Genomic DNA, 18,284 nt, shown 5'->3' with positions numbered 1-18,284 from the left:
GCCATGGATTTACCCGGTTGATCCACCAGTTAGCGCAAAGTCGAGTGTGGCAATGTGTTGCGATGTGCTATTTCAAGGCATGCTTTTTACCAATCATCTACGAGAGGCCGTCATGTTCAACGCCATTCTGATCGACAAGGACGACAGCGGTTATCGCGCCAATCTGCGGCAAATCGATGAGCAGCAACTGCCCGAAGGCAACGTCAGCGTCAACGTTGCGTACAGCACCCTGAATTTCAAGGATGGCCTGGCGATCACCGGCAGCAGTCCGGTGGTGCGCAAGTTTCCCATGGTGCCGGGGATCGATCTGGCGGGCACGGTCGAGTCCAGTTCGCATGCGGATTTCAAGGCGGGCGATCAAGTGCTGCTCAACGGTTGGGGCGTCGGTGAAAGCCATTGGGGCGGCCTGGCGCAAAAAGCCCGGCTCGACGGTGACTGGCTGATTCCGCTGCCCGAAGCCTTCACCCCGGCGCAAGCCATGGCCATCGGCACGGCAGGCTACACGGCGATGCTGTGCATTCTGGCGCTGGAGCGTCATGGGCTAAAACCGGATCAAGGCGAAGTGCTGGTCACTGGCGCCAATGGCGGAGTCGGCAGCTTTGCCATCGCCTTGCTCAGCAAGTTGGGATACCGGGTTGTGGCCTCCACGGGCCGGGTATCCGAGCATGAATACCTGCAGCAATTGGGCGCCGCAGAAATCATCGATCGCGCCACCTTGTCCGAGCCGGGCAAACCATTGGCCAAGGAACGTTGGGCGGCGGTGGTCGATTCGGTCGGCAGCCATACGTTGGCCAACGCTTGCGCCAGCACGCGCTCGGAAGGCGTGGTTGCGGCATGCGGGTTGGCGCAAGGCATGGACTTTCCGGCTTCGGTCGCGCCGTTCATTCTGCGCGGCGTGACGCTGGCCGGGATCAACAGCGTGACCCAGCCCAAGGCGCGGCGTATCGAGGCCTGGGACCGACTGGCCAGGGATCTGGATTTCTCCTTGCTAAAACTGATCAGTCAGGAAATCAGTCTGAGCGAAGCGCTTGAGGCCGCGCCCAGACTGCTTGCCGGGCAACTGCGGGGCAGGGTGGTGGTCGACGTCAATCGTTGAGTTCGCGCGCGAGCAACTGACGCTTGCGCTCGACGCCCCAGCGGTAGCCGGAAAGATTGCCGTCGCTGCGCACCACGCGGTGGCAGGGGATGGCCACCGCCAGGCGGTTGGCGCCGCAAGCCTGGGCCACGGCGCGCATCGAAGTCGGCGCGCCAATGCGTTGCGCGATCTCGGCGTAACTGGCGGTGCTGCCTGCGGGAATCTCGCGCAGCGCCTGCCAGACGCGCTCCTGAAACGCTGTGCCACGGATATCCAGCGGCAGGTTCAGGCCCGTCGCCGGTGCTTCGACAAAGCCGACGACGCTGGCGATCAACTGTTCGAAATCGCGGTCGGCACCGATCAGGTTGGCGTTGCGAAATTGACCCTGCAGGTCGCAGACCAACTGATGTGGATCGTCGCCCAGCAGAATCGCGCAAATCCCCCGTTCACTCTGCGCCACCAGGATCGCCCCCAGCGAACATTGGCCGACGGCAAAGCGAATGTCGTTGTTCTGTCCGGCGGCGCGGTAATCGGTAGGTTTCATTCCCAACAAATGATCGGCTGCTGCGTAGAAACGACTGTTGGAATTGAAGCCCGCGTTATACAGCGCATCGGTCACCGAACCGCCGTCCGCCAGGCGTGCACGCAGCTTGCGCGAGCGTTGCGCCGTGGCGTAAGCCTTGGGCGTCAGGCCTGTCGCAGCTTTGAATACTCGATGGAAATGAAAAGGGCTGAGCCCGGCGCTGGCCGCGAGGCTGTCGAGCGCCGGCAACGTCTCGGACGCCTCGATCTGCCGACAGGCCGCAGCAATGATCGCTGCTTGCTGCGCGTCATTCTGGACCTTGCTGGCGCGTTTGCTTGGTCGATACCCGGCAGCTTCGGCCAGTTCAGGAGTATCGAAAAACTCGACGTTCTGCGGTTTGGGCAAGCGCGCAAGGCTGCTCGGACGGCAATAGACACCGGTGGTCTTTACCGCGTAGACAAATTGCCCGTCCGCACTCGGGTCGCGGGCAACCACGGCGGCCCAGCGTGGATCGTCTTCAATGCTGATGGTGTTCGAAAGCGTTTCCATGACGAGTAATCCGTTGACCTGTTTGACTCAGGTTAACCAGCATCGTAGCTCGCAACACTCCGCGCCTTGCGGTCAAACTTTTACTGATCCCCGGCGACGCGGAAGGTGATGTTGATACGTCGTTCGCCCAAGCGTGGGTGATGGCCGGGTTTGATCGGCAGCACGCCGTGATAGCGCAGGCGATCCACGCCGCCCCAGACCACCATGTCGCCGTGCAACAGCGGGATGCGTTGGCTCTTGTCGCTGCGTTCGAAGCCACCGAACAGAAACATCGCCGGCAGGCCCAGCGACAGCGAAACGATGGGCGCAGCGTAGCCCTTTTCGTCCTTGTCCTGATGCAGCGACATCTTGGCGCCGGGGACGTATTGGTTGATCAGGCAGGAGTCGGCCTGAAAACCCGCGAAGCCGGCGCGTTCCGCCGCCTCGTGCGCCAGATCGGCAAACACCGCCGGCATCGACGGCCACGGCAAGCCGCTGAGTGGATCGACGCTGGAATAGCGGTAACCGCTGCGATCAGTGATCCAGCCCAACTGCCCGCAACTGCTGGTGCCGACCGACATGCTGAAACCTCCGGGCGTGACCATGTGGCGCAGCGGGGCCGCGGCAAGAATGGCTTCGAGCTCGGTCAGCAGTTGCTCGACCCGTGGCAAGGCGAATCCGCGCAGCACCCACGATTGTTCGCCGATCTGCTCGGCGCGGGGCTGCTGTACGGGTTCGTTGTCGGCGAACAGGTCAAATGTGGTCGGTTGCATGGTGTTGGTTACAGCGCTTTGCTGACCTTGATGTCACTGAGCTCCTCGTCAGCGTGCATTTTCTTCAGCGCCGCTTTCGCTTCCTCGTCAGTGCCGTTTTCCAGCTCGGCGAATTCGAAACGCTGCTCGCCGTCCAGTTTGTACTTGATCACGTATTTGGTTTTTTGCGCCACGGTAGTGGTTTCCTTTCAGAATAGGCTGCGCGTATCAGCTCAGTTTAGTGCTGGAGCGACGGATGATCTTGATCGAATGGGTCAGGGTCGGCTTGCGCGTGACGCTGATTGCGCGGCGGTTGACGGTGTCGATGGTGATATTCCAGAAGCCGGTACTCGGCGCCGTGATGCGTGCCGGGAAGGTGTCGAACGCGCCGCCGTGATAGGTATGACGGCCGCCGTTCTTGAAGCTGCGGAAGTTGGCGTCGTTCATCAAACGGATGTTGCACATCTGCGAGCATTGAATGACGACGATGTCGTCTTCGTTGAGGTGCTCGCGCTGGTGAATGAATTTCATGGGCGCCTCCAGAAGGGCTTTTTCTACTAAATCAAAACGATAGCTTGTCGATGGGCGCAGTTTATCAGCCCGCACGGGTTATTATCTGGCCGTCGGGCGTTGCTTTGACAAATTTTGAACAGAACTTCGCCATGGCAGGCGGGTTAAATGCACAAGGCCCCGGAGAAAAGCGGCATTTGTGCTGTCGGACGGTCTTTAACGGAGGATTCATATGAAGTGGGGTGTGGTGTGTGTGCCGTTGATTCTGGCGATGGCCGGTTGCGCAAATGTTTCCGAAATCAATGAAACGCTGCCAACCATGAGCGTGATCTCCGGCAAAAAGCCCCAGGAGTATGCGCAGTGCCTGACCGACAAGCTCGCTGACAGTCGTGGCGCGTTGCAGGTCCAGCCGCAGAAGGATGGCGTGCGAGTCATCGTTCCGGGCAAGCTTTCGTCAGGCCCGGCAGCAGTTTTTGATATCGAAGATCGCGCCGGTGGCAGCAGCATCAAGCTGCATGAACGCATGTCCAACGTGCCGGTTCGCCCGCATGATGTGCAGAAAGCCGCGAACGCCTGTATTTCCGGCTGATAGACTACCGAACATCAGCACCCGATGCCGTCACAGTCCTGCTGTGACGGCATTGTCATTTTTGGAGTTGTGATGAAGCGAGAGCACGTGCGCGAGCGCCACGCAGAGGGCCTTATCTCTGCCACCCATGTCATCCAGAACCCTGCGAATCCTGGTGAATGGATCGTGTTTTTCAAGAAGAGTGCAGGGCGCAGCTACTTCCTGGTGGACGATAACGACGAAGTCGAGTCCTTCAGTCGGCTCGACGATCTGATCGAGGTCGTCCGTGGCCTCGGGATCAAGTTCGCCGAAATCCACATGTAGGCTTACTTGCAGACAACCACGACGTTGCGGGTTTTGTAATTGCCAACGTCGACGCCCAGGGTTTTGTCGTCTTCCGCAGGGGCTGGTGTGCCGTCAGTGCCGACAATGCGATAACCGGTGCCTGCGCAAGAGGCATCGGCCTTTTCGTAGCACATCGCCCAGGAATTGGCTTCGCCGGAGCAATCGATGCTCAGACCCTGTTCGCCATTGTTCAGATAGGTCGGCTGCGAGGTGGCACAGCCGCTCAGTACCAATACCGCGAAGAGCGGCTGCAGTTTGTTCAGGTTCATGGTTGCGTGGTCTTCAGGTGGGGGACTGGATGCTCTGACAGCGCGGCGACGAAAAGGTTATAGCGATTGGCCACGTGTTTGCCAACAAGGCACAAAAAAGCCCTGCGTGCTGGCAGGGCCTGGGGCTGGTGTAGAGAGGATCAGTCCTGATCCTTGCCACGACGTTTGGCCGATGCAGGCGTATCGGTGAATACCGAGGCCACATCCGTCGCCATCTGCTCGCTGTCGAAAGGCCCGGCGATATGTTCGCCATTGGTGGTGGTCAGCGTCCACTTGCCGTCTTTCTTGTCGATCACATACCCGTTGATGATTTTTACCGCAGCCATCTGGTCTTTCTCGTTCGCTGGTTCAAAGGCGCCATGATAGCGGCAAATGCTCGCATTGGGGGCCGATAAGCGTATGGTGATCCAGTTTCAACGGATCTTGAGCTACGCTGACTTTGCTGCCGAAAACCCGGATGGAACTATCCGCGCGATTATTTCTCTATGTTGGCATCGGTTAGCCAGCGCGGGGCATTGTAAGGCGCGCGCCGCCTGATTAGACTGCCTCGAAACTCGTACACACAGCCTTTTCAAGGACTTATATGATCAAGAAATGCTTGTTTCCAGCAGCCGGTTACGGCACTCGCTTCCTCCCAGCGACCAAAGCCATGCCTAAAGAAATGCTGCCGGTGGTAAACAAGCCACTGATCCAGTACGGCGTTGAAGAAGCACTGGACGCTGGCCTGACTGAGATCTCCATCGTCACCGGCCGCGGCAAGCGTGCTCTGGAAGACCACTTCGACATCAGCTACGAGCTGGAAAACCAGATCAAGGGCACCGACAAGGAAAAATACCTGGTCGGGATCCGCAAACTGTTGGACGAGTGCTCGTTCTCCTACACCCGTCAGACCGAAATGAAAGGTCTGGGCCACGCGATCCTGACTGGCCGCCCGCTGATCGGTGACGAGCCGTTCGCCGTGGTTCTGGCGGACGACCTGTGCGTCAACATCGACGGCGACGGCGTACTGACCCAGATGGTCAAGCTGTACAAGCAGTTCCGCTGCTCGATCGTCGCTATCCAGGAAGTCGATCCGCAGGAAACCAACAAGTACGGTGTGATTGCCGGCGAAATGATCCGTGACGACATCTACCGCGTGCACAGCATGGTCGAGAAGCCAAAGCCGGAAGACGCGCCGTCGAACCTGGCGATCATCGGCCGTTACATCCTGACCCCGGACATCTTCGACCTGATCGAACAGACCGAGCCAGGCAAGGGCGGTGAAATCCAGATCACCGACGCCCTGATGAAGCAGGCCCAGAACGGTTGCGTCATGGCCTACAAGTTCAAGGGCAAGCGTTTCGACTGCGGTGGCGCTGAAGGCTACATCGACGCGACCAACTTCTGCTTCGAAAACTTCTACAAGACCGGCAAGGCTTACTAATAGCATTTGCCCTGTCTGCAAGATAAGGCCACCTCCGGGTGGCTTTTTCATTTTCCGCCCTTATATGGATGGCAGTGCTTGCCCAATGGATGTCTGCGGGTATGCTGATGGCCTGCCGAGGAGATAGAAATGGCCTACGATTTTGACCTTTATGTGATTGGTGCCGGTTCCGGCGGTGTGCGGGCTGCGCGGTTTGCTGCCGGCTTCGGGGCGAAAGTGGCGGTGGCCGAGAGCCGTTATCTGGGCGGCACCTGCGTCAACGTCGGCTGCGTGCCGAAAAAGCTTTTGGTCTACGGTGCGCACTTTGCCGAGGACTTCGAGCAAGCGTCCGGTTTCGGCTGGAACCTGGGCGAAGCCAACTTCGATTGGGCCACGCTGATCGCCAACAAGGATCGCGAGATCAATCGCCTCAACGGCATTTACCGCAATCTTCTGGTCAACAGTGGCGTGACCCTGCACGAGGCGCACGCGAAAATTGTCGGGCCGCACGAGGTCGAGGTCAACGGCGAGCGCTTCACCGCGAAAAACATCCTGATCGCCACCGGCGGCTGGCCGCAGATCCCTGGAATCCCGGGGCATGAACACGCTATCGGTTCGAACGAAGCGTTCTTCCTCAAAGAATTGCCCAAGCGCGTGCTGGTGGTCGGCGGCGGTTATATCGCGGTCGAGTTCGCCGGAATTTTCCATGGTCTCGGCGCCAACACTACACTGCTGTATCGCGGTGATCTGTTCCTGCGTGGTTTCGACGGGTCTGTGCGCAAGCACCTGCAAGAAGAATTGACCAAGCGCGGCCTCGACCTGCAATTCAATGCCGACATCGCACGCATCGACAAACAAGCTGATGGCAGCTTGAAGGCGACGCTCAAGGATGGTCGCGTACTCGAAGCCGATTGCGTGTTCTACGCCACCGGCCGGCGTCCGATGCTGGACAATCTGGGCCTGGAAAACATCGATGTGCAGCTCGACGACAAGGGCTTCATCAAAGTCGACGGCGAGTATCAAACCACCGAACCGTCGATTCTGGCGCTGGGTGACGTCATCGGTCGCGTGCAACTGACCCCTGTCGCGCTCGCCGAAGGCATGGCCGTGGCGCGGCGCCTGTTCAAGCCAGAGCAATATCGTCCAGTGGATTACAAGATGATCCCGACTGCCGTGTTCAGTCTGCCGAATATCGGCACGGTTGGTTTAAGCGAGGAAGAAGCGCGCGAATGTGGCCATGAGGTGGTGATTTTCGAGAGTCGCTTCCGGCCGATGAAGCTGACCCTGACTGACTGTCAGGAGAAAACCCTGATGAAGCTGGTGGTCGACGCCAGGACTGACAAGGTGCTTGGCTGTCACATGGTGGGCCCGGACGCTGGCGAGATCGTGCAAGGTCTGGCGATCGCCTTGAAGGCCGGCGCGACCAAGCGCGACTTCGACGACACCATCGGGGTGCACCCGACGGCCGCCGAAGAGTTTGTGACCATGCGCACGCCGGTCAGCGCTTAAGCGTCCTTCGCTTTGGCTGAGTCTGGCGCTGCCGCAACGGTAGCCGCCAGACGCTGGCTCTCTTCCAGGCTCGCCTGAGCCTTGAGCAACTCCTTTTCCAATGACTGATTGAGCTGCGTCTGTTCGTCGACGCTCTGCTTGAGCGCCTGGCTTTCCAGCGTCGCCACGCGCAAGCGTTCCTGGAGCAGGGTGCGTTCGCTGTCCATTCGCGTGGCCTGTTCGAGCAACTGGTCCTGACGTTGATTGCTCTGCTTGAGCTGGTCCTGCACCAGGTTCAGCTCGCGCTGGGTGCCACGGTTCTCGGTGAGCAGGCGTTCGTTGTCACGGTGCAATTGAGTGATTTCGTCCTGGCGCACCAGTGCGCTCTGCTGGGCTTGACGTAGCTCGGCCTGGATCTGCTGGATCTGCCCTTCGTGACGGGCCTGCTCCTGCTCGCGCTGTTCCTTGGTGGCGTTACGGTAGTGCTCCAGCGCATCGCGGGCGTGCAGGTGCTTCTCTTCCAGCGAGCGGATCTGCTCGTCCTTGTCCTGCAAGCGCAATTCAAAATCGGCCAATGCCTGGTTGAGACCGGCGTTGCGCGTCTGTTCGGTTTGCAGCATCGAGCGGGTGCTTGTCAGCGCTTCGGATTCGCGTTGCAGCGCGGCGCCCTGAATATCGTGGTCGTGTTCGAGTTTCTCCAGCGCCTGGCGAACCTGTTTCAACTCGGTTTCCAGTGCTTCGCGTTGCTCTTCGAACTGCTCGCGGGCCTGCTCGATGGGCTCTTGCGCCTGCTCTTTGAGGCGCTGGGCGAGGCGGGAGACGAGGGCGGTCAGCTCATCATCGATCGGTTCCGCCGACGCTTCGGTTGGCTGCGCGCCGTCATCCAGTTCTTTCAGATAGCGATGGATCGTGGTTTTCGAGCCGGTGTTGCCCATTTCGATGCGTACTGCATCAATGCTCGGGTGTTCGCCGCGAGCCAGAATTGCAGTGCGCGCGATTTGCACCAGCGCTTTGGTAATGCCGCCACGGGCCATATGAACTCCTACGGTTACGTACTGTGGTACATGCCACTAAAGTACGCAGTGTACCATGCTGGAAACATAGGTAAATATTTGAGATAAAACAGGCGGGATATACTGGTATTACCCAATGTCAGGCGGCAAAATGCGCCTCTGCATGCCTGATCCAGTACGCCAGCGAGAAAACTGCCCATGAGTGACATCGATCGCTATCTGCAAGCCGCCACCCGCGACAACACCCGTCGCAGCTATCGCATGGCGATCGAGCATTTCGAGGTAACGTGGGGCGGATTTCTCCCGGCCACCGCCGACAGCGTTGCGCGCTATCTGGTGGAGCACGCCGGAGTGCTGTCGATCAACACGCTGAAATTGCGTCTGTCGGCGCTGGCGCAGTGGCACAACAGTCAGGGTTTCGCCGACCCGACCAAGGCGCCAGTGGTGCGCAAGGTGTTCAAAGGGATTCGCGCCTTGCATCCGGCGCAGGAAAAACAGGCTGAGCCGTTGCAACTGCAGGATCTGCAACGAGTGATCGATTGGCTGGAGCAGGAAGCGCAGACGGCCAGGCAGGAACAGGATCGCCCGACTTTGCTCAAGGCTTATCGTGATCGCGCGTTGATTCTGTTGGGCTTTTGGCGGGGTTTTCGCAGCGATGAGTTGTGCCGTTTGCAGATCGAACATGTGCAGGCGAGCGCTGGCAAGGGAATTACCTTGTATCTTCCGCGCAGCAAGGGTGACCGGGAAAACCTCGGGCAGACCTATCAGGCTCCGGCGCTGGCGAAGCTGTGCCCGGTCGAGGCCTATATCGACTGGATCACGGAAGCAGCGCTGGTTCGCGGCGCGGTTTTCCGCAGCATTGATCGCTGGGGCAACTTGAGTGAAGAGGGCCTGCACGCCAACAGCATCATTCCCCTGTTACGCCAAGCGTTGCAGCGCGCCGGGATTGCCGCCGCCGGATATACCAGTCACTCGTTGCGACGCGGTTTTGCAACCTGGGCGCATCAGAGCGGCTGGGATCTGAAATCGCTGATGAGTTACGTTGGCTGGAAGGACATGAAATCCGCCATGCGCTATGTTGAGGTCAGCCCATTCCAGGGAATGGCTCGGATTATGGATAAACCGGATCAGCCGTAGAGATCGTTTTCTTCTATTAATACAGTCAGCTAATAGCGAAAACAAATCAGCAGTATCAGGTTTGCCAATGAGCCTTCCGTCGAGTGAGTGGGTAGGATTCACCCATCAACTTCATAACCCCTGACGGAGAGTCATCGATGCCTATCATCAACAGCCAAGTAAAACCGTTCAAAGCTACCGCGTTCAAAAACGGCGACTTCGTTCAAGTCTCGGATGCTGACTTGAAAGGCAAGTGGTCCGTAGTGTTCTTCTACCCAGCCGACTTCACCTTCGTCTGCCCAACCGAACTGGAAGACCTGGCCGACAACTACGCTGAATTCAAGAAGCTGGGCGTGGAAATCTACAGCGTTTCGACCGACACCCACTTTGCTCACGCTGCCTGGCACAACACCTCGCCAGCCATCGGCAAAATCCAATACACCATGATCGGCGACCCGACCCACGTCATCTCCCGCAACTTCGACGTGCTGATCGAAGAAGCCGGTCTGGCTGACCGTGGCACCTTCGTGATCAACCCTGAAGGCCAGATCAAAATCGTTGAACTGAACGATGGCGGCGTTGGCCGTGACGCTTCCGAGCTGCTGCGCAAGATCAAGGCTGCCCAGTACGTCGCTGCACACCCAGGCGAAGTTTGCCCGGCCAAGTGGAAAGAAGGCGAGGCCACTCTGGCTCCGTCGCTGGACCTGGTCGGCAAGATCTGAGTCTGTGACATGCAACGCAGGGCGGTACGCCGCACCTTCATAAGTTAGCTGCACCGCCCAATAAAAATGCCCGGGCGAGATTCGCTCGGGCTTTTTTTCGCCTCGAATAAAGGAAATCGCCCGTATGTTGGACGCCAATCTTAAAGCCCAGTTGAAATCGTACCTGGAACGGGTCACCCAACCGATCGAGATCGTTGCATCCCTCGACGACGGTGCGAAATCCCGTGAAATGCTCGACCTGCTGAAAGACGTTGCCAGTCTTTCGAGCCAGATTACCCTGATCGACAGCGGTGACGATGCCCGCAAGCCATCGTTCTCGATCAACCGCCCCGGAGCCGACATCAGCCTGCGTTTTGCCGGCATCCCGATGGGCCACGAATTCACCTCCCTGGTGCTGGCCCTGCTGCAAGTCGGCGGCCACCCATCGAAGGCTAGCGTTGAAGTGATCGAGCAGATTCGCTCGCTCAAAGGCGAGTTCAGCTTCGAGACTTACTTCTCGCTGTCCTGCCAGAACTGCCCGGACGTCGTCCAGGCGCTGAACCTGATGGCCGTGCTCAACCCGAATATCCGCCACGTCGCCATCGACGGCGCGCTGTTCCAGGACGAAGTCAACGATCGCAAGATCATGGCCGTGCCGAGCATCTACCTGAACGGTGAAAACTTCGGCCAGGGCCGCATGGGCCTGGAAGAAATCCTCGCCAAACTCGATACCGGCGCCATCGTGCGTCAGGCCGAGAAGATCAGCGCCAAGGAAGCCTTCGACGTACTGGTCGTCGGCGGTGGCCCGGCCGGCGCTTCGGCCGCGATCTATGCCGCACGCAAAGGCATCCGCACCGGCGTCGCCGCTGAGCGCTTCGGCGGTCAGGTGCTGGACACCATGGCCATCGAAAACTTCATTTCCGTACAGGAAACCGAAGGCCCGAAACTGGCCACGGCGCTGGAAGAACACGTCAAGCAATACGACGTCGACATCATGAACCTGCAACGTGCCGACAAGCTCATCCCGGGCAAGCCCGGCGAGCTGCACGAAGTCCGCTTCGCCAGCGGCGCAACCCTGAAGGCCAAGAGCGTAATCCTTGCGACCGGCGCACGCTGGCGCGAAATGAACGTCCCGGGCGAGCAGGAATACCGCAACAAAGGCGTGGCGTACTGCCCGCACTGTGACGGTCCATTGTTCAAAGGCAAGCGTGTGGCAGTGATCGGCGGCGGTAACTCCGGCGTTGAAGCAGCCATTGACCTGGCCGGTATCGTCTCGCACGTAACCCTGCTGGAATTCGACGTGCAACTGCGTGCCGACGCCGTGCTGCAACGCAAACTGCACAGCTTGCCGAACGTCACCGTGATCACCAGTGCGCAAACCACTGAAGTCACCGGTAACGGCGAGAAGGTCAACGGCCTGCGCTACAAGGACCGCACCACTGATGAACTGCGCACGGTGGAGCTGGAAGGCATCTTCGTGCAGATCGGTCTGCTGCCCAACACCGATTGGCTGAAGGGCACCATCGAGCTGTCGCCGCGTGGCGAGATCATTGTCGATAATCGTGGCGAGACTTCGATCCCGGGGATCTTTGCAGCGGGCGACGTGACGACTGTGCCTTACAAGCAGATCGTGATTGCAGTAGGCGAGGGCGCCAAGGCTTCGCTGAGTGCGTTCGATCACTTGATCCGGACTTCGGCACCGGCGTAATTGCCAAGCCGAAAACGAAAAAAACCCATGAGCGATCATGGGTTTTTTTATGCACGCGTAAAGCTGCCCCTCACCCCAGCCCTCTCCCGAGGGAGAGGGAGCCGACCGAGCGGTCTGGCGTTTTCTGTCAACCTGACAGATCCAGTCGATTATGGATTCACCGCCAATCGTTCAGGTCGGTGTAATTCTCCAACATTCCCCAATCAGTCCCCTCTCCCTCTGGGAGAGGGCTAGGGTGAGGGGCTTTTAAGCTTTTACAGCGGTGCAGGCTGAATGATTTCGACCCAGTAGCCATCCGGATCCTTGATGAACGCCAGGCTCTTCATGCGGCCATCGGTCAGGCGCTTCTGGAAATCGCAACCCAGCTCTTCAAAACGTGCACATGCCGCGACGATATCCGGCACCGAAATGCAGATGTGGCCGAAACCACGCGGATCGGTGTTGCCGTTGTGATAGGCGAAGTCGGCATCGTTTTCGGTGCCGTGGTTGTGGGTCAGTTCGAGAATGCCCGGGATCGATTTCATCCACTCGGTGCGCGCGGCGGCGTCGGCCGGGATCTGCGCTTTATCGACCAGCGCGAGAAAGTACAGGCTGAACTCGGCTTCGGGGAAATCACGCTTCTCGACCAGCGAAAAACCCAGCACGCGGGTGTAGAAGTCCAGCGACTTGGTGATGTCCTTGACGCGCAGCATGGTGTGGTTGAACACGAAGTTGCGGGTTGCGCTGTCTGGCGTGGCAGTCACGCCGGGAAAAGTGTTCAATTCGTTGAGGCTCATGGGCCCTCCAATAACAATGGGCAAGTGAATGGGCGCAATGATACGCATGCCGGCCGGCATCGCCAAATGCAAGGCGGGCTTGCCCTGCGCGAGGGCGGGGCTCAGACTTTGCCTTCTATCTACGAGTGCGTCCGGTAATGATCCGACTGTTGAAATCCGCGTTTGTTTGTTTGACTTTGTCGTTGGGCATGGTATTTCCTGCCATGGCCGAACCGAGCATCACCTGGCCGGCTGGCTGGGAGGTTGAAGCATTGCCCGGCAGCACGCCGTCAGTTTCGCGACAAAGGGCGGTGAAGCTCGATGCCGACGGTAACCAGGTGATGGTGATGGAGTTGACCATGACCCAAGTGGAGGCGGGCCATCAGGTCAATCTGCAAGGCGTGCTGCTGGAGATGCGCAAATCCATTCAGAAGGATTTTTTCCGCAGTGGCTATCAGAGCGTCTGCAACCGCATTCATCCAGCAGCACTCGGTTCGTTGAGCGGCCTGGAAACGACCTGCACGGTGACTGAAAACGGCCGACACGTATTATCACAAACGTTGGTAGCCGCCGTGGAAACAGACAAGGCATATGTACTTTCATATGCCGGTCAGGCCGAGGTTTATAAGGCCAGTGCAGACGACATAGAAGCGGCACGCAACAGCCTGAAATTATAAACGTACGTACTAACTAGCGGTGTTTTGAATGCCGAAAAGGATTAAGCACAAAGTTTGATCCGGCTTCTTGTAGCAACATTGCGCAGCAAAATGTTTAGCCTGATGATTCAGTAACGTTACACAAATTTCCAACTTGTTCGATGAAAATCATTTCATTTGTTAGATATTGTCAATAAAAAAGCCCTGCTTCGAGCAGGGCTTTTTGTTGGCGTCAGATCAACCGCGCAACCAGGAATCAACAGTGGCTGCACCGTACTGTTCTTTCCAGGCCTTGAGGCCGCGATGGTTGCCGCCCTTGGTTTCGATCAGCTCGCCAGTGTGCGGATTCTGGTAAACCTTGACCACTCGAGCGCGGCGGGTCTTCGGCGCTGTGGAAGGCTGCAGGCCCGATTTTGCCGGGTTCGGATCGAGGATGGCGATGATGTCTTTCAGGCCTTTGCCGTAGGTTTTCATCAGTCCCTGGAGCTTTTCTTCGAATTCGATTTCTTTCTTGAGCCCGGCATCGTTCTTCAGCGATTCCAGCTGTTTGAGCTGTTCCTGAAGGGCCTTTTCAGCTGCGCGAAATTCAGCGAGTCTGGACAATATCTTTACTCCAATAGTGTGTTTGGCTGATACCAACCGCAAACAAAGCTATAAGCCAAGAGCCTTGAAGCGACTCGATGATAATTGGCTCACCTGCCAGTCTGGCTCAGGTTGAAAAAATTGTAGTAGTTAATGCGACAAGAGTAAATCCTGATGTTGTCGTCATGTAACAACAATGACTTTTTGTATCAATTTGGTGCGGCTGTTCGGCGGACCATGGCGGCGACTTAATGATGAGTTAATGCGTCGAGGAAATCAGCGCCAGGCATTGGTCTACCGTACAAATAGCCCTGCAGAAAACTAACGTTATGCTCGGTCAGGTAATCAGCCTGAGCCTGAGTTTCGACACCTTCGGCAACAATACCCAACTCCAGTTTGGCCGAGAGCTCGATAATGGTGTCGAGAATATGCCTTGATAACGCGTCTACGCCGATCATCGCCACGAAGCTCTGATCGATCTTTAGAAAGTCGACATTGAAGGTGCGTAGATAACCAAGGCTTGAATGTCCGGTACCAAAGTCGTCGATTGCGATTTTTACGCCCAGTGCATGCAGCTGCTCGAAGAGCTGCAGGGTGATGTCATTCGGCTCGACCAGCTGGCGCTCCGTCAATTCCAGCACCAGTTCGACGCTGCCAGGCGCAAACGCCGCCAGGAGGTCACGACAATCCTCGACCAGCTCCAGATCCTGGCAGTGGCTGGCGGTGATATTGATGCCGATATGGAATGGTTTGCCGAAGGTTGCGCAGTGCGGCCCCAGCAGGACCGCAGTCTGTTGCATCAGGGCGCGGGTCATCGGCACGATCAAGCCCGAATGCTCGGCAAACGGAATAAACAGGTCCGGCCGCACCAGGCCCTCTTTCGGATGATTCCAGCGCATCAGTACTTCGGCACCCGACCATTGCTTGCTGTCACCATGAACCACGGGCTGGAAGTAGGGAATGAACTCCCCGGCTTCCAGCGCGCGCAGCATTTCGTGGCTGGGCGAAGTCGACCGCTTCTGGACGAAATGGCCAATGGCAGCGGAGAGTGCACCGAAGAAAATCAACAGACTGAACAGCGGGGGATACTCAGCCGCCATGTAACGCCAGATTTCGCCCTCAGGGAACCCCGCCGACACTTTGAAACCGTAACGCGCGGAATCCAGCATGCTATGCGCCACCGGCAGGGCAGGCATGGGCCCCTGATGCACTTTGCCGTCGGCGGACAGCCAGTTATCGCCCACTTGCAACATCAGTAATGTCTGGCGACCGATCAGGCGCAGAATGTTACTCAGGTGATAACCGTCGAGCGTGGTCAGCGCGCCGCCACGACCGTCGCTGAGGCGATAAATCAACAATGCCGTGTTGGGCGTTACCGGATTGCCGTTCATCAGCCACAGTTTGCCGTCGTGATAATTGCCGGCATCAACGGCTTCGTTGAACTGGCCGAACAGCGAACTGCAGTAGAGATTGTTGTCCCAGACCAGATTGGTCGAGCGCACGAAGGGGCGGCGGGTTACCTGTTCACGCAGGGCGAGTTTCACCTCTTCGCAATTTTTCCCGGCAAGCGGCAACAGAATCCGGGCGGCTTCCGCCGTGTTATCGAGCATCAGGTCGAACTGGCGCAACGCTTGCTCGGCAGTTTCCCTGGCGCTTTGCTGCAACGTGCGTTCTGCCTGCATATAGAGAATCACACTGCCCAGCACGATTGGCAGGAGGCCGCTGAGCAAAGTTACGACGTTGCGGGTGCTGCGTTTGCGGCGGGGTCTGCGGGTCAGCGGCATGAGCACATCCTGTGGCTTCGAAGTCGGGCCCGGTAAACAATTGAGCCAGTGGGGAGAATAGATGGCAGCCAGGTTTTGTGCCGTGCGCAACTGAACAGATTTTAGGGAGAGGGCAGACAGGTATGGTTACGCTGTGTAGAATCGGGTTACGCATACAATAATAATCGTCTTCTGGCAGCAGAAGCCTCGCCCGCAAGAGCCTTGGGTCGACAATGAAGATATTCGGGTTTCAACTGATCTACGGAGACTTCCTCGCTCGCAGCGTGCGTGGCATCTCCTGTGCGCCTCCCGCTGCATCACTTTCCTGACAAATAACCCTGGTTAATTGATAAGAAATGATGAGGCGTCACCATGGCAGATTTATACGAAAACCCAATGGGCCTGATGGGCTTTGAGTTCATCGAGTTCGCAGCGCCGACTCCCGGCACGCTGGAGCCGATCTTCGAGATCATGGGCTTCACCAAAGTCGCGACCCACCGCTCCAAGAACGTGCACCTGTACCGTCAGGGCGCGATCAACCTGATCCTCAACAACGAACCCAACAGCGTCGCCTCGTACTTCGCGGCTGAACACGGCCCGTCCGTTTGCGGCATGGCATTTCGCGTCAAGGATTCGCAAAAAGCCTATAGCCGCGCACTCGAACTGGGTGCTCAGCCGATCCACATCGAAACCGGTCCAATGGAGCTCAATCTGCCGGCAATCAAAGGCATCGGCGGCGCGCCGCTGTACCTGATCGACCGTTTCGGCGAAGGCAGCTCGATCTACGACATCGACTTCGTGTTCATCGAAGGCGTTGATCGCAATCCGGTTGGTGCCGGCCTGAAGATCATCGACCACCTGACTCACAACGTTTATCGCGGTCGCATGGCCTACTGGGCGAACTTCTACGAGAAGCTGTTCAACTTCCGCGAGATCCGTTACTTCGACATCAAGGGCGAATACACCGGCCTGACCTCGAAAGCGATGACCGCACCGGATGGCATGATCCGCATCCCGCTCAACGAAGAGTCATCCAAGGGCGCCGGGCAGATCGAAGAGTTCCTGATGCAGTTCAACGGCGAGGGCATCCAGCACGTTGCGTTTCTCACCGACGACCTGATCAAGACCTGGGATCAGTTGAAGAAAATCGGCATGCGCTTCATGACCGCGCCGCCGGATACCTACTACGAAATGCTCGAAGGTCGTCTGCCAAATCACGGCGAGCCGGTCGATCAGCTGCAATCGCGCGGCATCTTGCTTGATGGCGCGTCGGAGCAGGGCGACAAGCGCCTGTTGTTGCAAATCTTCTCGGAAACCCTGATGGGGCCGGTGTTCTTCGAGTTCATCCAGCGCAAGGGCGACGATGGCTTCGGCGAGGGCAACTTCAAGGCGCTGTTCGAATCGATCGAGCGTGACCAGGTGCGGCGTGGTGTACTGACCACCGAGTAATTTGCACCTGAAATAAAAAAATCCCGGCCTGCACAAATGCAGTGCCGGGATTTTTTTGCTTCATACAAAACCTGTGGGAGCGAGCCTGCTCGCGAATGCGGACTTTCGTTCAACAGTCATGTTGACTGGTCTGACGACTTCGCGAGCAGGCTCGCTCCCACATTTGTTTTGTGTTGCATTCAGGAGCGGCGTTGGCGCGTCAAATGCTTGAAGCCTTCGAAAACCAGCACCACAACCGCCAGCCAGATCGGTATGTAGGTCAGCCATTCTCCCGACTTGATGCTTTCCCCAAGCAACAATGCCACTGCAAGCAACAACACCGGTTCCACATAACTCAACAAGCCGAACAGACTGAACGGCAGCAAGCGGCTGGCAATGATGTACACCACCAGCGCGGAAGCGCTGATCAGGCCGAGCAGCGGAATCAACCACATCAACGCCGGGTATTGATCGAACACGGCCAGACCCTGTTCACCGCCCTGCACAAACCAGTAGGCGACTGGCAGCATCAGGGTCATGTCGACCCACAGCCCGCCGAGGTTGTCGGTTTTCAGGTATTTGCGCAGCACGAAATACAGCGGATAGCCGACCACGACCACCAGCGTCGCCCAGGAAAATCCGCCAACCTGATACAACTCGTTCAACACGCCGAGGCTGGCGAAAAACACCGCGATCTTTTGCAGCCAGGACAGGCTCTCGCCATAGGCAATCCGCCCGGTCAGCACCATCGCCAGGGGCAACAGGAAATAGCCCAGCGATACATCCAGGCTGTAGCCATTGAGCGGTGCCCACATGAACAGCCACAGCTGCACGCCGAGCAGGGCGGAGGAAATCAGCAGCCCGGCGATCAGCTTCGGTCTGGCCGCCATCAATCGGAACAGCTCAAGCACCCGTCGCCATTCCCCCGAAGCCAGCATGAACAGGGTCATGCACGGCACGGTGAGGAGCATGCGCCAGCCGAAAATTTCCACGCCGCTCAGAGGCGTCAGCAGCGACGTGTAGTAATACATGACGGCAAACAGCACTGAGGCTGAAACCGATAAAGCGATACCTTTAGACAAACTGTCCTCGCGGCGTGATG

The 18,284-nt window shown here is 58.0% G+C and carries 21 protein-coding genes; 10 read left to right on the top strand and 11 right to left on the bottom strand.

The genetic code is table 11. The features are described 5' to 3' along the window. Window positions 1-112 precede the first annotated feature (112 nt). Complete coding sequence (acuI, locus tag GXB78_RS25855; RefSeq protein ID WP_329517550.1) at window positions 113-1,096, top strand: acrylyl-CoA reductase (NADPH); 984 nt, start codon at window positions 113-115, stop codon at window positions 1,094-1,096. Here acuI and ada read toward each other — a convergent pair. The 4 genes from ada to GXB78_RS25835 all read right to left on the bottom strand — a co-directional run bounded on the left by ada (window position 1,086) and on the right by GXB78_RS25835 (window position 3,409). After that, the gene (ada, locus tag GXB78_RS25850; RefSeq protein ID WP_329517549.1) at window positions 1,086-2,147 is read right to left on the bottom strand and encodes a bifunctional DNA-binding transcriptional regulator/O6-methylguanine-DNA methyltransferase Ada; all 1,062 of its coding nucleotides are present in this window, start codon (window positions 2,145-2,147) and stop codon (window positions 1,086-1,088) included. The two genes, acuI and ada, sit on opposite strands and share 11 nt — an antisense overlap. An 80-nt stretch (window positions 2,148-2,227) precedes the next feature. Further along, window positions 2,228-2,899, bottom strand: coding sequence for a DNA oxidative demethylase AlkB (gene alkB / locus GXB78_RS25845; protein ID WP_329517548.1), 672 nt, complete (start codon window positions 2,897-2,899; stop codon window positions 2,228-2,230). A gap of 8 nt (window positions 2,900-2,907) precedes the next feature. After that, window positions 2,908-3,072 (bottom strand): hypothetical protein, encoded by a 165-nt coding sequence (locus GXB78_RS25840; protein WP_329517547.1) that lies wholly within the window; start codon window positions 3,070-3,072, stop codon window positions 2,908-2,910. 34 nt (window positions 3,073-3,106) lie between these two features. Next, complete coding sequence (locus GXB78_RS25835) at window positions 3,107-3,409, bottom strand: DUF1883 domain-containing protein (RefSeq protein ID WP_007912251.1); 303 nt, start codon at window positions 3,407-3,409, stop codon at window positions 3,107-3,109. Window positions 3,410-3,620: 211 nt separating this feature from the next. Between GXB78_RS25835 and GXB78_RS25830 the strand changes: the two genes are divergently transcribed. Together GXB78_RS25830 and GXB78_RS25825 are read left to right on the top strand one after the other, a co-directional pair. Beyond that, on the top strand, window positions 3,621-3,977 hold the full coding sequence (locus GXB78_RS25830; RefSeq protein ID WP_071172600.1) for a hypothetical protein: 357 nt from the start codon (window positions 3,621-3,623) through the stop codon (window positions 3,975-3,977). Between the two features lie 72 nt (window positions 3,978-4,049). Further along, window positions 4,050-4,280, top strand: coding sequence for a hypothetical protein (locus GXB78_RS25825; RefSeq protein ID WP_039762740.1), 231 nt, complete (start codon window positions 4,050-4,052; stop codon window positions 4,278-4,280). Between the two features lie 2 nt (window positions 4,281-4,282). Here the strand turns inward: GXB78_RS25825 and GXB78_RS25820 are convergent, their stop codons facing one another. Together GXB78_RS25820 and GXB78_RS25815 are read right to left on the bottom strand one after the other, a co-directional pair. Then, window positions 4,283-4,570: a hypothetical protein gene (locus GXB78_RS25820; protein WP_329517546.1), complete on the bottom strand. Its 288-nt coding sequence runs from the start codon at window positions 4,568-4,570 to the stop codon at window positions 4,283-4,285. A gap of 140 nt (window positions 4,571-4,710) precedes the next feature. After that, the gene (locus GXB78_RS25815) at window positions 4,711-4,896 is read right to left on the bottom strand and encodes a hypothetical protein (protein WP_007912238.1); all 186 of its coding nucleotides are present in this window, start codon (window positions 4,894-4,896) and stop codon (window positions 4,711-4,713) included. A gap of 257 nt (window positions 4,897-5,153) precedes the next feature. Here GXB78_RS25815 and galU point away from each other — a divergent pair, with 257 nt between their 5' ends. Together galU and gorA are read left to right on the top strand one after the other, a co-directional pair. Further along, window positions 5,154-5,993, top strand: a complete 840-nt coding sequence (galU, locus tag GXB78_RS25810; protein ID WP_024013124.1) for a UTP--glucose-1-phosphate uridylyltransferase GalU — start codon at window positions 5,154-5,156, stop codon at window positions 5,991-5,993. Between the two features lie 129 nt (window positions 5,994-6,122). After that, a complete protein-coding gene (gene gorA, locus GXB78_RS25805; protein WP_329517545.1) occupies window positions 6,123-7,481 on the top strand; it encodes a glutathione-disulfide reductase in 1,359 nt (452 codons plus the stop codon). Here the strand turns inward: gorA and GXB78_RS25800 are convergent. Beyond that, a complete protein-coding gene (locus GXB78_RS25800; RefSeq protein ID WP_329517544.1) occupies window positions 7,478-8,494 on the bottom strand; it encodes a DNA-binding protein in 1,017 nt (338 codons plus the stop codon). The genes gorA and GXB78_RS25800 overlap by 4 nt on opposite strands. A 177-nt stretch (window positions 8,495-8,671) precedes the next feature. Here GXB78_RS25800 and GXB78_RS25795 point away from each other — a divergent pair, with 177 nt between their 5' ends. The 3 genes from GXB78_RS25795 to ahpF all read left to right on the top strand — a co-directional run bounded on the left by GXB78_RS25795 (window position 8,672) and on the right by ahpF (window position 11,998). Further along, window positions 8,672-9,610: a site-specific integrase gene (locus GXB78_RS25795; protein WP_329517543.1), complete on the top strand. Its 939-nt coding sequence runs from the start codon at window positions 8,672-8,674 to the stop codon at window positions 9,608-9,610. A 137-nt stretch (window positions 9,611-9,747) separates the two neighbouring features. Then, window positions 9,748-10,311: an alkyl hydroperoxide reductase subunit C gene (gene ahpC / locus GXB78_RS25790; protein WP_126363038.1), complete on the top strand. Its 564-nt coding sequence runs from the start codon at window positions 9,748-9,750 to the stop codon at window positions 10,309-10,311. Between the two features lie 124 nt (window positions 10,312-10,435). Then, on the top strand, window positions 10,436-11,998 hold the full coding sequence (gene ahpF / locus GXB78_RS25785) for an alkyl hydroperoxide reductase subunit F (protein ID WP_329517542.1): 1,563 nt from the start codon (window positions 10,436-10,438) through the stop codon (window positions 11,996-11,998). Window positions 11,999-12,252: 254 nt separating this feature from the next. Here the strand turns inward: ahpF and gloA are convergent, their stop codons facing one another. Further along, window positions 12,253-12,774 (bottom strand): lactoylglutathione lyase, encoded by a 522-nt coding sequence (gene gloA / locus GXB78_RS25780; RefSeq protein ID WP_039762746.1) that lies wholly within the window; start codon window positions 12,772-12,774, stop codon window positions 12,253-12,255. A gap of 137 nt (window positions 12,775-12,911) precedes the next feature. On the opposite strand from gloA, the gene GXB78_RS25775 reads away from it, so the two are divergent. Next, the gene (locus tag GXB78_RS25775) at window positions 12,912-13,430 is read left to right on the top strand and encodes a DUF4946 domain-containing protein (protein WP_329517541.1); all 519 of its coding nucleotides are present in this window, start codon (window positions 12,912-12,914) and stop codon (window positions 13,428-13,430) included. Window positions 13,431-13,646: 216 nt separating this feature from the next. Here GXB78_RS25775 and GXB78_RS25770 read toward each other — a convergent pair whose 3' ends face one another. After that, complete coding sequence (locus tag GXB78_RS25770) at window positions 13,647-14,012, bottom strand: histone-like nucleoid-structuring protein, MvaT/MvaU family (protein WP_329517540.1); 366 nt, start codon at window positions 14,010-14,012, stop codon at window positions 13,647-13,649. A gap of 227 nt (window positions 14,013-14,239) precedes the next feature. After that, on the bottom strand, window positions 14,240-15,775 hold the full coding sequence (locus tag GXB78_RS25765) for an EAL domain-containing protein (RefSeq protein ID WP_329517539.1): 1,536 nt from the start codon (window positions 15,773-15,775) through the stop codon (window positions 14,240-14,242). Between the two features lie 351 nt (window positions 15,776-16,126). Here GXB78_RS25765 and hppD point away from each other — a divergent pair, with 351 nt between their 5' ends. Next, on the top strand, window positions 16,127-17,203 hold the full coding sequence (hppD, locus tag GXB78_RS25760; RefSeq protein ID WP_016774910.1) for a 4-hydroxyphenylpyruvate dioxygenase: 1,077 nt from the start codon (window positions 16,127-16,129) through the stop codon (window positions 17,201-17,203). Between the two features lie 179 nt (window positions 17,204-17,382). On the opposite strand, the gene rarD is transcribed toward hppD, so the two are convergent. Further along, window positions 17,383-18,264 (bottom strand): EamA family transporter RarD, encoded by an 882-nt coding sequence (gene rarD, locus GXB78_RS25755; protein WP_329517538.1) that lies wholly within the window; start codon window positions 18,262-18,264, stop codon window positions 17,383-17,385. Between the last annotated feature and the right edge of the window lie 20 nt (window positions 18,265-18,284).

Origin of the sequence: Pseudomonas moraviensis subsp. stanleyae, from assembly GCF_036283065.1 — a bacterium.
Lineage (GTDB): Bacteria > Pseudomonadota > Gammaproteobacteria > Pseudomonadales > Pseudomonadaceae > Aquipseudomonas > Aquipseudomonas stanleyae.
The sequence above is the reverse complement of the archived record's forward strand: the minus strand, read 5'-3'. Positions and strand labels throughout refer to the sequence as shown.